Source organism: Xanthomonas cannabis pv. cannabis (genome assembly GCF_000802365.1).
Classification (GTDB): Bacteria; Pseudomonadota; Gammaproteobacteria; order Xanthomonadales; family Xanthomonadaceae; genus Xanthomonas; species Xanthomonas cannabis.
This window is the reverse complement of the sequence record NZ_JSZE01000018.1, coordinates 49600-65276: the sequence shown is the minus strand read 5'-3', so window position 1 is coordinate 65276 and position 15677 is coordinate 49600. Positions and strand designations below refer to the sequence as shown.

9 protein-coding genes are annotated in these 15677 nt (G+C 66.9%); 4 read left to right on the top strand and 5 right to left on the bottom strand.

All coding sequences use genetic code 11. The features are described 5' to 3' along the window. Positions 1–72 precede the first annotated feature (72 nt). Complete coding sequence (locus tag OZ10_RS20370; protein WP_052209967.1) at positions 73–483, bottom strand: hypothetical protein; 411 nt, start codon at positions 481–483, stop codon at positions 73–75. A 406-nt stretch (positions 484–889) separates the two neighbouring features. Continuing rightward, positions 890–1231 carry an HPF/RaiA family ribosome-associated protein gene (locus OZ10_RS04720; RefSeq protein WP_039406034.1) on the bottom strand — a complete coding sequence of 114 codons (342 nt, stop codon included), beginning with the start codon at positions 1229–1231 and terminating at the stop codon, positions 890–892. Between the two features lie 332 nt (positions 1232–1563). On the opposite strand from OZ10_RS04720, the gene OZ10_RS04715 reads away from it, so the two are divergent. Further along, a complete protein-coding gene (locus OZ10_RS04715) occupies positions 1564–4071 on the top strand; it encodes a DUF3772 domain-containing protein (protein WP_139051274.1) in 2508 nt (835 codons plus the stop codon). 123 nt (positions 4072–4194) lie between these two features. On the opposite strand, the gene OZ10_RS04710 is transcribed toward OZ10_RS04715, so the two are convergent. Together OZ10_RS04710 and OZ10_RS04705 are read right to left on the bottom strand one after the other, a co-directional pair. Next, positions 4195–6303, bottom strand: a complete 2109-nt coding sequence (locus tag OZ10_RS04710; RefSeq protein ID WP_039564034.1) for a phosphoglycerol transferase I — start codon at positions 6301–6303, stop codon at positions 4195–4197. Positions 6304–6673: 370 nt separating this feature from the next. Continuing rightward, a complete protein-coding gene (locus OZ10_RS04705) occupies positions 6674–8398 on the bottom strand; it encodes an ABC1 kinase family protein (protein ID WP_039406028.1) in 1725 nt (574 codons plus the stop codon). 252 nt (positions 8399–8650) lie between these two features. Here OZ10_RS04705 and OZ10_RS04700 point away from each other — a divergent pair, with 252 nt between their 5' ends. Beyond that, positions 8651–9592 carry a DUF808 domain-containing protein gene (locus tag OZ10_RS04700; RefSeq protein WP_039564033.1) on the top strand — a complete coding sequence of 314 codons (942 nt, stop codon included), beginning with the start codon at positions 8651–8653 and terminating at the stop codon, positions 9590–9592. A 146-nt stretch (positions 9593–9738) separates the two neighbouring features. On the opposite strand, the gene OZ10_RS04695 is transcribed toward OZ10_RS04700, so the two are convergent. Beyond that, positions 9739–11367 carry a GGDEF domain-containing protein gene (locus tag OZ10_RS04695; RefSeq protein ID WP_039564032.1) on the bottom strand — a complete coding sequence of 543 codons (1629 nt, stop codon included), beginning with the start codon at positions 11365–11367 and terminating at the stop codon, positions 9739–9741. A 497-nt stretch (positions 11368–11864) separates the two neighbouring features. On the opposite strand from OZ10_RS04695, the gene glgA reads away from it, so the two are divergent. Together glgA and OZ10_RS04685 are read left to right on the top strand one after the other, a co-directional pair. After that, the gene (glgA, locus tag OZ10_RS04690; protein WP_039564031.1) at positions 11865–13448 is read left to right on the top strand and encodes a glycogen synthase GlgA; all 1584 of its coding nucleotides are present in this window, start codon (positions 11865–11867) and stop codon (positions 13446–13448) included. Next, positions 13445–15676, top strand: a complete 2232-nt coding sequence (locus OZ10_RS04685) for a 1,4-alpha-glucan branching enzyme (RefSeq protein ID WP_039564030.1) — start codon at positions 13445–13447, stop codon at positions 15674–15676. The genes glgA and OZ10_RS04685 overlap by 4 nt, the downstream gene beginning before the upstream one ends. Position 15677 lies beyond the last annotated feature (1 nt).

Sequence of the window (15677 nt, the reverse complement as noted above, 5' to 3'; positions counted from 1 at the left end):
TTACGTCTCATCCACTCGCAAGCGCGTCGATAGCAGGATCCCTGGCGCAGGTCGTTGCGCTGTGGCAAGCGACTAGCGTCCACCCTGAAATCGAAAGCTGAAGCGAGCCGCCCGTGCGGACGCTCCAGCGATGGGCCCAGGCGTGGCATTTATCAGGGTCAGCATGCCATCGGCCACGGGGACCGGGATGCCCAGTGTGAGATCAAGCTGCTTCGACCAGCCGCCGCCCATTACCGTGGCCCTGACGATCAGCCGCCCGGCGTGAATGCACTGAACATCGGCCGGGCAGCGGCTGTCTTCGATCACCCGGTCGGGACGTACCTTGGGTCCATCGACTGCCGCAATGTCGCCCAGACGGACGGGGCCCTCGATCGGCGCATCGGCGGTGGCACCCGTCGCTGCACACCCGGCAAGCGAGACGACCCAGAGCACGATGGGTACCAGCGTGCGCAAGAGCGGGCCAGTTGTGTGGCGTTGACGCATGATCATCCGGTTCGAGGTTCGATCCTGCCGGCATCGGCCACATTGCTCGGCTGGTGCGATGGCAGCGGCTCCAGAGCGGGGCCATGTGGCTTCCGGGCGTGAGTTGGCATCACAACGCACTTGCGGGCTACGTGCTGCAAGGCATTACTTGATCAATTCAGACGCGCGACGCCAGTACAGGGCTCCAGCTGCTACAGCGGGCTATCGCTGAAAAGCGTCCGTGCCGGCTCGACATTGCGGCAACCACCAGACGCAGCCACTTCATGCAATCGGCGTGCGTGGGCAATCCTGCCGATTGGCTCACGCATATGTGAAGCGCCCCGACGCCATACATTCAACGTCGGCGTCGGGGCGGACAGGCCATGACCAAGGCGGTGCGCGGTGAAGCGCCCGCCGTTACAGCGACTTAGAGGCTATCCGGCGCCGGTGCGGTGGCCTTGGCGTGTTGCTTGCCGCGTGCATGCTCGATCGCCGTGCGCAGTTTGCGGGCAGCGCCGGTCACAGCCGAAGCCGTGGTCTCGGCGCTGTTGGTGGCCGCAATCGGCGGCAGGCCGGCGACGTGGGCTTCGATACTGCAGGTTCGATCCGCTGCGCCGCCGCGCTGGCCGTTTTCGTCGCGCAAATGCACGTCGACGCGGGTGATGTCATTGGCAAAATGCGCCAGCTGGGCGGTGCAGGTCTTCTCGACATGCTGCACGACAGAGGGGTCATGCGGCACGTGCTTGTCGGTCTGGATCTGAATCTGCATAGATGTCTCCTTCGCGGTCATCCGCTGCGTCTGCCGTAGCGGTAGCTTTGATTCTGCGGCAGCGCGGTGTTGCCGCAAGGTGACAAACCGCCGCATGTTCATGCACGGGTTGGCTGTGGCTTGCGGCTGAGGCCGTCTGATGCAGCGCATGAGGTTCGGAGGCATGGCCAGGTGCACGCGCACGACCCGCTGGCAGGTGAGCCGCTGTTGCGAAGCAGCAGCCCTGTGTTGAAGCACTCGCGTCTGGGTCGTTATGTAGTCGGCAGCCGGGCGGTGGGTTGCATGAATCGTCCCCGCGGTGACGCTCGGCGCGACCGGGGTGGTGGCTTAAGATGCCCGCACCGCGCGGTGCTGCGCCTGTCCGATACCTGCCTGTGTCCGAGCTTCGATCCGCCCTGAGTGCCCGTTCGCGCGTGTTGCGGCATGTGTTGGTGTGCTGTGCGCTGTGGTTGGTCTGCGCCGGCGCGGTGCTCGCGCAGGACGAAGACGCCCTGCTGGAGACGGCACAGAAACAATTGGACGGCACGCAGAAGGTGCTGGATCAAGCGGATGTCGGATTGGAAAAGGCAGACGACGACCAGCTGCGCACGCTGATCGACCAGGTGACGGCGGCGCAACGGCAGGTACAGGATCTGGCGCGTCAGCTGGATCCGCCGCTCAAGCAGGTGAGCTCTCAGCTTGCGGGGCTGGGTGAGGCGCAGAACGGCGAGGCCACCGATCTCAAGAAACAGCGCGCATCATTGAAGAAAGAACAGAGCGCGCTGGATGCGGAATTCAAGCGGGCCAATCTGCTGGAGTCCAAAGCCCGCGACCTCGCTGATCGCCTCGAGCAGAAGCGCGCTCAACTGTTCAGCGTGCAGATGACGACCCGCGTTGCCTCGCCCTTGTCGCCGGCGCTCTGGAACGACATTGCGCAACACTGGCCGGACGACCGCACGCGGCTGCAGCGCCTCTACGACGAGGCCGCCCATCTGCTGCGTACCGGTATCGTCGCCAACGGCGTCGGCGGCCTGGTGACCGGTGGACTGATTGCGCTGCTGCTGGCGTTTCCGCTGCGGATGTTTCTGCGACACCTGGGGCGACGCTATGCAGCCTCGCGCGCGCCCGGCGGTCGCTTGCGGCGCTCCGGGCTGGCGTTGTGGTTTCTGTTGGTCGGCATGCTGACCCTGGGCATGGCGGCTTGGGTGCTGGCCGAAACCGTGCGTGCGGTGGCCCAGGTACCGGCCGACCTGGACGAGCTGCTCAGTGCATTCGTCATCATCAGCTTCGTTGCGGCCTTCGTGGGTTCGCTCAGCGCCAGCTTGCTGATGAAACATCAGCCGACCTGGCGGCTGTTTCCGCTGGATGACGCCACCGTCGATCGCCTGCGCGTGCATTGCCTGGCCACCGCTGCGGTGATCTGGTTCAGCGGCATGGCGATCAAGCTCAACGAGGTGGTGCAAACCAGCAGCGCGGCGACCACCGCCACCGACGCGGTGGCGGCATTGGTGTACGCCGGGCTGATCCTGTCTGCGCTGGCCGGCCTGAGCCTGTCGCTGCGCGCGCGTGCGGCCAGCGCCGGGGCGGCCAGTGCCGACACCACCGAGCCACCACCGGTGGTCTCGCGGGGGGGCGGGGTCATCGTGCTGATCCGTCTGCTCGGGCATGTGGCGGTCATCGTGGCCCTGCTGTCAGCGCTGTTCGGCTATCTCAACCTCGGCTTGTTCATCGCGCGACAGATCATCTGGATCACCTTGATCTGCAGCTTGCTGGGGCTGCTGGTGGTCTTTGCCGACGACCTGTTGAGCTGGGTCTTCAAGCCGGACGGGCGCTTCAATCGTGCGCTGTCGCATGCCTCCGGCGTCGGCAGCGGGCGGCTGGTGCAACTGGGTCTGTTGCTGTCGGCCCTGGTGCGCGTAGTGCTGATCCTGCTGGGCATCGCCGCACTGGTGACGCCGTACGGCGCCAATCTCTCTGCCGTGACCGGCTGGGCCGAGAATGTGTCGCACGGTATCCAGATCGGCAAGGAACTCACCATCACGCCGGCGGCAGTGGTGCGCGCGCTGATGGTGTGTGTGCTGGGGCTGGGCGTGGTGCATGTGGTGCAGCAGTGGTTGCTCAACACCTACCTGCCCAAGACCGAACTGGATGCCGGGGCGCGCAATTCAATCAGCACCGTGGCGCGCTATCTGGGTTGGCTGGTGGTTGTGGTGTGGGGCCTGACCGCGTTGGGCCTGGATCTGAAGCGGCTGGCGTTGGTGTTGAGCGCGTTGTCGGTGGGTATCGGTTTCGGTCTGCAGGCGATCACGCAGAACTTCGTGTCGGGCCTGATCCTGCTCGCCGAGCGGCCGGTCAAGATCGGCGACTGGGTGCGCATCGGCGATCAGGAAGGCGACGTGCGACGGATCAGCGTGCGTGCGACCGAGATCCAGGTGGGCGACCGCTCCACGTTGATCGTGCCCAACTCGGAGCTGATCACCAAGAGTGTGCGCAACATGACGCTGTCCAATCCGATGGGACGGGTGCAGCTGCAGTTCTCGGTGCCGTTGGAAACCGACGTGGCGAAGGTGCGCGACATGTTGCTGGCACTGTTCGCCGAGCATGCCAAGGTGCTGGCCGAGCCGGCGCCATCGGTGTTCATCGATTCGCTGGCGGGCGGTCACGTCAACTTCAATTCATTCGCCTACGTCAGTAGTCCGCGCGACTCGTATGGGGTGCGCAGCGAGTTGTTCTTCGCCCTGTTGCAGCGGATGGAGGCGGTGGGTATCGCACTGCAGTCGCCGCAGGAAATCCGCTTCAGTCGCGCAGGTGCGGCGGCGGCGCGTGATGCAGGGGATGGCACGCCTGTCTCGGAAGACTGAGCCGTGCGCCCTGCGTGGCCACGTTGCAGTCACTCGTTGCTGCAACGCAGTGCCGAGGCGGCCATACCTGGCCTTCGCCGCTGCTGAATCCACGCTCACGTCAAAGACGTGCAGCGGCTCGACTCAGGAGCGGTCCGCCACCGGGGTGTCCTTGACCAAGGCCAGATCGTCCACGCTGACGTCTTCGGTGTAGTCCAGCCAGGCGCGAATTTCCAGGTCTTCCACCGCATGTTCCAGACCGACCGGCATGCGGATGCGTCCGGCGGCGTCGGGTACCACCCACTGCTGGGCCAGCACCACCTTGCGTTCGGACGACACCGCTTCGACCCAGAACGCGCGGGTAGGGCGACGCTTGGCATAGAGCTCCAGCATGTAACTGCCGGCATCGGTCTTGCGTGCGGCCTGGGTGAGCATGATGGGCTGACGCACACGGGGGCGCGGGCCTTGCTGCGTTGCCTCCAACGGCGCATCGACGGCGATGCCGCGGGTCAGGTCCGGGTCGCGGTACAACTTCATGTTCTGCTGGCGATCGACCACCAGCGCGCACCAGTCGCCGTCGGCCGAGCCGTCTTCGAATGCGGTGCAGCGGTCCACGTAGGCCAGCGTGCCATCGGAGTGGCTGCGGTCGAACTGGCGCGAGGTGTTTTCCAGATACACCGTTTTCAGTTCGGTGTCCTGGTCGTATTCCAGCAGCACCGGCGGGCGCACCTGCTGCACGCCCACCACCACATCGCCATTGCCGTTGACGCGCAGCATGCGCGTGCTGCGCCCCGTCCAGAGCGTGCGGGCGTAGGCAAGATAACGGGGATACTCCTTGCCGCTGTCGCGACTGGCGGCCACGCTGGCGCTGGGCGGCGCATCGCTGGCGAGCAGGGAGCGGCCGAACCCCAGCGTGCGCATGCCCGGTTCCAGCAACTGCAGCAGCGTGGCGCCGGAATCGAGCGTGCTGCCCGCACGCGTGACCACCTGCTGCGGCGCGATGCCCTTGCCGAGGAACAACAGCAGGTTCTCGCGCTTCTGGTGTGCAAGTACGTCGCTGAGATCGTTCGGCATGGCCAGGTGATCGGAGGCGATCACGATGATGGTGTTGTTGGCATAACGGCTGTTGCGGATGCGCGCGACCAGCTCGCCGATCAGGCGGTCGCTGCATTTGATGGCGTGCAGCAGGCCGATGTCGCCCAGCGCGCTGTCGTAGTGCTGGCCCTTGCAGGCCAGCGGCAGGTGGCCGGCCGGGTGATGGGTGTCCATGGTCAGGGTGGTCAGCATGAATGGCTGGCCTGCGCGCGACAGCGTCTGAAAGCTTTCCCAGGCATCATCCAGCAGCACGTCATCGTGCACGCCCCAGGCCGAAAAGTGCTGGGGCGCCACGCCCTTGTCGCGGAAATGGTGAACGTCGTGCACCACGTCGAAGCCATGGCTGGACAGAAAACTGCCCTTGCCGGCGAAGCTGGCATCGGCACCGCCCACGTAATGGTTGCGGTAGCCCTGCTCCTTGAGATAGTCGCCCAGGCAGCGTGCTTCGGGCAGGAACAGGCCCATGCGGTCCATGCTGTTTTCATCGCCGGGCGCGGTGGTGAGCGGCACCCCGCACATCGAGGCCACCATGCCGGCGATGGTCCAGCCGCTGCCTTCGGTGGAAGTGAGATTGCGCACATCCACCGCCTCGCTGGCGAGCGCGCGCAGGTTGGGCGTCAGGCCGGGGAACACCGATTCGTCGAAGTAGGTGCGCTCCAGACTTTCGCCATAGATCCAGACGATGTTCTTGCGCTTTTGCAGCGGTTGCTGCGGGACCTGGTATTCCGGCACCACGGTGGCGTAATCGACCGGGCGCCACTGGTAGTACAGGCGCTTGCCGTCGCGATACAACGGGCTGACCGCGATGCTGACCAGCAGCATCGCCACGAATCCGCTGAATACCGCTGCACCACCGCGGGGGCGCCGGAAGCGGCGCACCCTGACCAGGAGCAATGGGCTGAGCGAGAGCAGCAACATGCCGACGAAGACGGCGATATAGCCGGAAAAATCGCTGACCCCGGCGCCATCCATGTCTGCACGCAAGTGATAGAGCGTTGCGGCGTTGATGCCGTCGCCGCTGAGCCGGTCGATCAGTCCCCAGGCGCTGAGCAGCAGCAGAAACAGCGATAGCAGGCCAGCCTTGAGCCACGCCAGGCGCGGCGAGGCGACCAACAACCACAGCAACAGCAACAACGAGAACAACAACATCCAGTGCATGCGCAGCGTCCGTGGGGGAATGATGCGAGCGCGTACCGGACGCCTTGCTCGCCATGTCCGGTGTCATCTGCAATGTGACACCTGGATGACGGACTATGCCGCGCTGAAGCTGACTGAAATGTTTGCTGGAGCCCAGCGCCTGCCCCAACGCGGCACAGCGCGCGCGCCGACGATCACGTGGTCGCCGTCGCGCTCGCTGGCGGTGGCAGTCTCTGCATTCCGCACCCGGCGTGCTTCCTGCGCCTGGGCGACATATGGATGCCGCCACATCGCCCGGTCCACGTTACGCGGCGGTCTTGGCAGGCGAAGCGGGGTGAAACCCTGTCGCGCCCGGGTGCGCTCCTACGCGGAAGTGTGGTCTGTTGAAGTGCTAGCGATGTCCGCGTTCTTCGCGTGCACGCACGCGGCGGTCGAACAGCAGTGCGCTGAGCACGATGCCAAGGCCCAGCACCACGCCGAGCAGGAACAGCACCATCGCAATGGCCGGGTAGCCCCACAGCTTGAAGCCGGTCTCGATGCGCATCATCTGGGCCGAGGCCATGATCAGCGCGGCGGTGACGATGCCGGCCGCCACGCGGTTGGCGATCTTCTGCAGGCTTTCCATCAGATGCGACTCTTCCAGCCCGGTCACGCGCATTTGCAGCCGATTCTCCGCGGCCAGCGACAGGATCTCGGACATGCGGCGCGGTCCTTCGCGCACCAGATGCTGCAATTCCATTGCCTCGCTGGCCAGGTTGGCTGCAGACAAGGATTTCTTCAGGCGCGCGCGCATCACGTGCTGCAGGTGACGCTCGACGATGCGGCGGGTGTCCAGCGTGGGCGACAGTGCGCGGCACACGCCTTCCAGGTTCAACAAGGTCTTGCCGAGCAGGCTCAGCTCCGGCGGCGTACGCAGGCCGGTGGAGGTGGCGATCCGCACCAGATCCAGCACCACGCGGCCCTCGGAGGTGGTGTCGTGTGCAGCGTAACGCGCGATCATCTGCCCGGTTTCGCGCTGGTAACGGTCTTCGTCGTAGTCCTCCAGGCGCGTGCTCAGCGCAATGGTCTCTTCGGCGACTTCTTCACCACGCCCGTCGACGGCGGCAAACAGCAGCTTGAGCAGGCGCTCGCGCAGACGGGGCGGCACGTGCGCCACCATGCCCAGGTCGAAGATGGCCAGGCGCCCGTCCTGCAACACGCGCAGGTTGCCCGGGTGCGGGTCGGCATGGATTTCGCCATGCACGAACATCTGGTCCAGATACCCCTTCACCAGCTCGGCGGCCAGGTTGTCCATCGGCTGCTCGGTGCGGCGCAGGCCGGAGATCTTGTCCACGCGCACGCCTTCGGCCAGCTGCATGGTCAGCACCTTGCGGCTGCTCAGGTCCCAGATCGGCCGCGGCACCCACAACAACGGGAACGGCTCCAGGTGCTTGCCAAAGCGCACCAGGGTCTCGGCTTCGTCCTCGTAATTGAGCTCGGCGCGCAGGGTCTTGCCGAATTCGCCCAGCCAGTCGGCAAAGCGCACGCGCCGGCCGATGCCGGTCAGCCGGTCGGCGGCGGTGGCAAAGCTCTTGAGCACGTCCAGGTCCGAGCGCACCTGCGCGGCCACTTCAGGCTTCTGCACCTTGACCGCCACCGGCGTGCCATCGCGCAATGCGGCGCGGTGCACCTGCGCCAGCGAGGCGCAGCCCAGCGGCACCGGGTCGAAGTGCGAGAAGGCCTTGTTGACCGACACGCCGAGCTCTTCCTCGATGATCTGGCGGATGCGCTCCACCGGCACCGAGCTGGTGTTCTCCTGCATGCGTTCCAGCGCGGTGGCGAACTCCGGCGGCACGATGTCCGGGCGCGTGGACAGCATCTGGCCCAGTTTGACGAAGGTGGGGCCGAGCGATTCCAGGTCCGAGACGAACTGGTCCGGGGTGCCTTCGGCAGGCACTTCGTACTCGTTGATGGCACCCGGGTCCAGGTTCATGCCGGCAAACACACCCGACCCGCGATAGCGCAGCAACAGACGCAGGATCTGCGTGCGCCGGCTCATGCCGCCCACCACGGCATGTTCGGCCGGGGTCGCGGCCGAGGCCGGTGTGCGGTGCGGGTCGTTGGGACTCAAGGCCATCTCCGGTGCGTCATGCAAGCGGCGAGTGTGGCCAGCGCCGGGTCGTCAGGCGGTGAATCCGGGCCCGCCCGCAGCCGTGGTGCGAGCGCTGCCGGCGCCCGCCGCAGGATGCGCCTGCGATGCAGACCACTGCCGGCATCGGCCGCGCAACGGCGCGCAACGATCGCGCAATGGTCTGCCATCACCCCACGCGCGGGCGGGATCGGCGAGAATTCACGCCCACCCACGCACGACCACCCCAAGGACCTCCGCATGGCCGGTGCCAGCCTGTTCACCCTGCTCGACGACATCGCCACGTTGCTGGACGACGTTTCCATCCTGACCAAGGTCGCGGCCAAGAAGACCGCCGGCGTGCTGGGCGACGATCTGGCGCTCAACGCGCAGCAGGTGACCGGGGTCACCGCCGACCGCGAGCTGCCGGTGGTGTGGGCGGTGGCCAAGGGCTCGCTGGTCAACAAGGTGATCCTGGTGCCGGCGGCGCTGGCGATCAGCGCGCTGGAGGCCTGGCTGCGCGGGCGCGGCTACAACATTCCGCTGGTGATGCCACTGATGATGATCGGCGGTGCCTATCTGTGCTTCGAAGGCGTGGAAAAGCTGGCGCACAAGTTCCTGCATGACGAAGAGGAAGAGGCGCAGCGGCATGCCGAGCGCACCCGTGCCCTGGCCGATGAACAGGTCGACGTGGTGGCGCTGGAAAAGGACAAGGTCAAGGGCGCGATCCGCACCGACTTCATCCTGTCGGCCGAGATCATCGTGCTGTCGCTAGGGGTAGTGGCGGGCGTGTCGTTCGGGCAGCAGGTGGCGGTACTGGTGGCGATCGCGCTGGCGATGACCATCGGTGTGTACGGCCTGGTGGCGGCGATCGTGAAGCTGGACGACCTCGGCCTGTACCTGACCAGCAAGGGCGCCGCACTGGCGGCGTTCGGTCGCGGCATTCTGGTGGCCGCACCGTGGCTGATGAAGTTCCTGTCGGTGGCCGGCACGCTGGCGATGTTCCTGGTCGGCGGCGGCATTCTGGTGCACAACATCCCGGTGCTGCATCACCTGGTCGTGGACCTGGCCACGTCGGCCGGTGGCCTGGGCTGGCTGGTCGAAGCGCTGGGCAACATGCTGGTCGGCGTGGTCGCCGGCGCGGTGGTGCTGGCGGCGGTCACCGGGTTCCAGAAGCTGCGCGGGACCAAGGCGGCCCATTGATGCCTGGCGCCGGCGTCGGTCGGGCGCCGCAGTGGCGTCCTGACCAATGCCGTATCGCCCGGGCCGGCCTGGTCACCTCGGCGGGGATTCGCGCTTGAACGCGCCCGGCCTGCCCCGCCAGCGATGCACATGCCGGGCGCTGAGCATCAGTCGGCACTGATCACCCGGTTCTTGCCGGCGGCCTTGGCGTCGTACATGGCGCGGTCGGCGCGGCGGACCAGGTCGTCCTGGGTTTCGTCGGTATGCCGCAGCGCCACGCCGGCGCTGAAGCTGACAAAGATCCGCACGTCCTCGTGCAGCAGCGAGCGTTGGGCCAGGGCGCGCTGGAGACGGATGACCGCCGCGCTGGCTTCGAAGATGGTGGAGTCCGGCAACAGCAACACGAATTCCTCGCCCCCGAACCGGGCGACGGCGTCGGTCGTGCGCAACACCGCCTTGGCCACGTCCACGGTGTGGCGTAGCGCGGCATCGCCGCCAGCGTGGCCGTGGGCCTCGTTGAGCCGGCGGAAGTCGTCCAGGTCCAGCAGCGCCACGCACAGCGGCTGCCCGCCACGTTGGGTGCGGGCGGCCTCGCGCTGGAACAGTTCTTCGAAACCGCGCCGGTTGAGCGCCCCGGTGAGCTGGTCCTCGCGCACCAGCCCGGCGACGGCATTGAGCTCCTGTTCGAGTGAGGCGATGCGCTGTTCGGCGTCTTCCACCTGGCGGCGTGCCGACAGCAGTTCGTCGCGTGCAGCCAGCGCCTGCGCCTGGACGCCAGCAGTGTCCTGCAGCACATCCTGCAACAGGCGATTGAGGTCGGGAATGCTGCGAGCGTCGCCGATCGCCTGCGAATAGCCGGCAACGCGGTCGTGATATTCGCCGGTGCTGGTCGCCATGCCATCGAGTCGGTCGACGAAGGACACCATCATCTCGCGCATGGCGGTCTTGGAATCGGCAATGCCCTGCTTGAGCAGGCCCTGCTTGTAGATCACCTCGCGCAGGGTGCCGCGCGCCTGCTCGATCGACTCCCCGTCCAGCGGGCCGGCCAGCAGCTGCCGTACCACCGAGATCTGGCCCTGCAACCAGCTGCGATCGTCCAGGAGTTCGCCGACGTTCTCCAGCAAGAGGTCGAATAACCCGAGCAACAGATTCTGCTGTTCGCTGGCATCCTCGGCGCGCAGGCCGATCTGGTGGCTGAGCTCGCGCAGGCGCTGCTCCAGCGTGATCAGCTCGTGTCCGGGGCGCCAATGGCGTAGCGCCGAGGCCAGCGTCTGCGCTTCCTCGGCCAGCTCCGGGCTGCGTTGCAGCAGGGTGGCCAGAGCATTGCCTAGGGCGTGCCGGAGCAGGTCGCGCAGCTGTTCGGCTTCGGTGCGGCCTTCGGCCAGCGAATCGCCGATGTCGATGGTGCGGATGTACTTGTCGATCAACTGCCGCAGCGTGCGGCCGTAGCCCAGCCAGTCGCCAGCCGCGTAGGCCGCACTCAGGCGCACGCCCATGTCGCCGAGCTCGCCGTGCAGGCTGGCAATGCCTTCGGCAAACGCCAGCAGCAGGGCCTCCGGATGCGCAGCATGCGAGAACAGCCGGATCAGCATGGCGGTGGCGGCTGCCGGGTCGGGCGCGCCCGACTTGGCCTTGGCCGGCACCAACTGATGGGCTGCCAGCCCATGCCCGCCATGCGTGCTGCCGCGCACGCTGGGAAGCGCGGCAGTCGTGCGCGCGCTGTCGGTGCCGCCCCACGGCAACAGACGGCGCAGCCCGCCACGCGGGCGGGTTGGAAGTTCAGGCTGGTCAGCCATGCCAGGTCTCGAAGGTCGACGTGCTATGGCGGGTTATCGGCCCGCGCGCGGGTCGCTTGAGCGGGCTCAGGCCCTGTCGCGGCTCAATTGATCACCCCCTCGGTCAGGAATCGCGAGCGCATCACGGCTTTGACTGCGCATGGGTTGGCGCGCATGAACCGGTTACGCGGATGACGGCGAACGCGGCCATGCGCTCCCGCATTCGGTGCGTTGCAGTGCAGATGCACCGATACGGGGATCTCATGGCCCTGCAATGCATCGCTTATGCCGGCAGACATACGCAACCGTGCGTAACGGAATGTGGGCTGTCGCAGAAAAGTCAGCACATGTTCACGCATATTTTATTTGGACGGGGTGTAGATTCGTCAGCAAGGACGACGTGGAGTACGCGCGTCGGCCCCGCTCCTCATTCGCAGCAGGTCGTCTGGCCGGATCGGCAGACGATGGTTTTCGCTTCGCCGTTTTCCGTCTCCACCCACTTTACGACGGACGTTTAGATGGTTGCCATGATGCCGCTTCACGCCACTACTGCACGCTTGGATCGCAGCACGTTGCTCCCCACGCTGAAAAAGAGCGGGCGGCCGCGCGATGCGCGCGGGCGATTCATCCGTCATCACGAGCGTCTGCCGGTGTCCCTGGCCGATACCCGTGGGGCGCTGTTCGTGGTGTCGGAGATGGCGGATTTCATCAAGGCCGGTGGCTTGGGCGATGTGGCGGCCGCGCTGCCGCGCGCGCTGCGTCACCGCTACGACGTGCGCGTGCTGATCCCCGGCTACCGCGCGGTGCTCGAGCGTGCCGGCAAGGTCGAGATCGTGGGCCGCGTGCTGGCGCATGCCGCGCTGCCGGCCTGCGACATCGGGCGCATCGTGCAGTCCGACGGGCTGCCCATCTATATCCTGCTGTCCAAGGAACTGTTCGAACGCGATGGCTCGCCGTATGTGAGCACCAGCGGCTCGGAGTTCGAAGACAACGCCATCCGCTTCGCCACCCTGTCGCATGCCGCCGCGCAGATCGCTGCCGGCCATGCCGGGCTGGGCTGGAAGCCGCGCCTGCTGCATCTGAACGACTGGCCGTGCGCGTTGGCGGCCGGCTATGTGCGCTGGTCCGGCGGCACCACGCCCTGCCTGCTGACCATCCATAACCTGGCCTACCAGGGCCTGGTGCCGTATTCGATGGCTGCCGCACTGGGCATCCCGGCCGAGCGTGTGGCCGAGCTGGAGTTCTATGGGCAGATGTCGTTCCTGCGCGGGGGCATCGTCAATGCCGACCACGTCAATACGGTCAGCGTCAGCTACGCCAAGCAGATCACCGGCCCGGCCCAGGGCTGCGGGCTGGACCGGCTGCTGGCCGGCCGCGCGGCCAAGGGCGCGCTGACCGGCATCGTCAACGGGATCGACGCCAGCTGGGACCCGCGGACCGACTCACACCTGGATTCGCATTTCAGCGTGAACCAGTGGCAGGGCCGCCAGGCCAACGCGGCCCAGGTACGCAAGGCGTTCGGCCTGCGCGAGAGCACCGGCCCGCTGTTTGCGGTGGTCTCGCGGCTGGTGCACCAGAAGGGTCTGGACCTGATCTGCGAGGTGGCCCCGCAGATCGTGGCGGCCGGCGGCCAGATCGCGGTGATCGGTGGTGGCGAGCCGGAGATTGAACACCAGGTGGCCGAGCTGACCCGCCGGTATCCCGGCCAGGTCGGTGCCTTCATCGGTTTTGAAGAAGGCTTGGCGCGGCGCATGTTTGCTGGTGCCGACTTCCTGCTGATGCCGTCGCGCTTCGAGCCGTGCGGCCTGAGCCAGATGTACGCGCAGCGCTTCGGCTGCCTGCCGATCGCCCATGCCACCGGCGGGCTGATCGACACCGTGGACGATGGCGTGACCGGCTTCCTGTTCCAGCACGCCAGCGTGGAGGCCCTGCGCCGCTGCCTGGAGCGCGCGTTCCGCACCTTCCGCCTGCCCAGCCTGCTGTCGGCGATGCGCCGCGCGGCGATGCTGCGGCCCAGCGGCTGGGATGTGGCCGGCAAGAAATATCTTTCCCTCTACGAACACACCGCTGCAACCGCGCCTGCGCTTGCGACGGTGTCATGAGCGAACGGCAGGGCGTGCAGGGGCAACACACGGAAGACGGTGTGACCACGGAAGGGATGTCTGACGTCATGCACGCCTTGCAGGCCCTGGCCGACGGCGCGCCGGCCGATGCATTTGCCGTGCTGGGCCCGCACCTGCAGGCCGATGGCCGCCGCCGGGTTCGTGTGCTGGCACCGGGCGCCGAGGCAATGGGCCTGATCGATCCGCGTGGCAAATTGCTCGCACGCATGCAGCCGGGCGCGTTCGACGGCGTGTTCGAAGGCGAGCTGGCGGTCGAGGGGCCGTACCGGCTGCGCATCGTCTGGCCGGAGGCGGTGCAGGAGATCGAAGACCCGTACGCGTTTGGCCCGACCCTGAACGAATCGATGCTGCTGCAGATCGCCGCCGGCGACGGGCAGGCGCTGCGCTGCGCCTTGGGCGCCCGGCACCTGCAGTGCGCCGATGTGCCCGGAGTGCGCTTTGCGGTATGGGCGCCGCATGCACAGCGCGTGGCCGTGGTGGGCGACTTCAACGGCTGGGACGCGCGGCGGCATCCCATGCGGCAGCGGATCGGCGGCTTCTGGGAAGTGTTCCTGCCGCGCGTGGAAGCCGGTGCCCGCTACAAATATGCGATTACCGCTGCCGATGGCCGGGTCCTGCTCAAGGCCGATCCGGTCGCGCGCCAGAGCGAGCTGCCGCCGGCCACCGCCTCGGTGGTGCCGGGTGCCGCCGCGTTTGCGTGGACCGATGCCGACTGGATGGGCAAGCGCAATGCGCAGGCGATGCCGGCGCCGCTGTCCATCTACGAGGTGCACGCTGCGTCGTGGCGCCGCGATGGGCACAACCAGCCACTGGACTGGCCCACGCTGGCCGCGCAGCTGATCCCGTACGTGCAGGAGCTAGGCTTCACCCATATCGAGCTGCTGCCGATCACCGAACACCCGTTCGGAGGCTCCTGGGGCTATCAGCCGTTGGGGCTGTATGCACCCACTGCGCGTCACGGCAGCCCGGACGGCTTTGCGCAGTTCGTCGATGCCTGCCACCGTGCCGGCATCGGCGTGATCCTGGACTGGGTCAGCGCGCATTTTCCCGATGACGCCCACGGCCTGGCGCAGTTCGATGGCGCTGCGCTTTACGAGCATGCCGACCCGCGCGAAGGCGTGCACCGCGACTGGAATACGCTGATCTACAACTATGGCCGGCCCGAAGTGACCGCCTATTTGCTGGGCAGCGCACTGGAGTGGGTCGACCACTACCATCTGGATGGCCTGCGCGTGGATGCGGTGGCCTCGATGCTGTATCGCGACTACGGCCGTGCCGAAGGCGAGTGGGTGCCCAACGCCCATGGCGGCCGCGAGAACCTGGAGGCGGTGACCTTCCTGCGCCAGCTCAACCGCGAGATCGCCTCGCGCCATCCCGGCGTGCTGACCATCGCCGAAGAATCCACCGCCTGGCCGGGGGTGACCGCGCCGATCAGCGACGGCGGGCTAGGGTTCACCCACAAGTGGAACATGGGCTGGATGCACGACACGCTGAGCTACATGCAGCGCGATCCGGCCGACCGTGCGCAACACCACAGCCAGCTCACCTTCGGCCTGGTGTACGCCTTCGACGAACGCTTCGTGCTGCCGTTGTCACATGACGAGGTGGTGCATGGCAGCGGCGGCCTGCTCGGGCAGATGCCCGGCGACGACTGGCGCCGCTTCGCCAACCTGCGCGCCTACTTGGCGCTGATGTGGGCGCACCCCGGCGACAAACTGGTGTTCATGGGCGCCGAATTCGGCCAGTGGGTGGACTGGAACCACGATCAGTCGCTGGACTGGCATCTGCTCGACGGTGCGCCACATCGCGGCGTGCAGCGACTGGTGGGCGACCTCAACGCCAACTTGCGCCGGGTGCCCGCGCTGTATCGCGGCACCCATCGCACTGACGGGTTCGACTGGAGCGTGGCAGATGACGCACGCAACAGCGTGCTCGCCTTCATCCGTCACGACCCCGACGGCGGTGCGCCGCCCCTGCTGGCAGTGAGCAACCTCACTCCGCAGCCGCTTCACGACTATCGCGTGGGGGTGCCGCGTGCCGGCCTCTGGCGCGAGATCCTCAACACCGACAGTGCCCATTACGGCGGCAGCAACCTCGGCAACAGCGGTCGTCTGGCGACCGAACCGATGGGCATGCATGGGCATGCGCAATCCCTGCGCCTGACCCTGCCGCCGCTGGCCACGCTCTATCTGCAAGCGGAGAAATAAC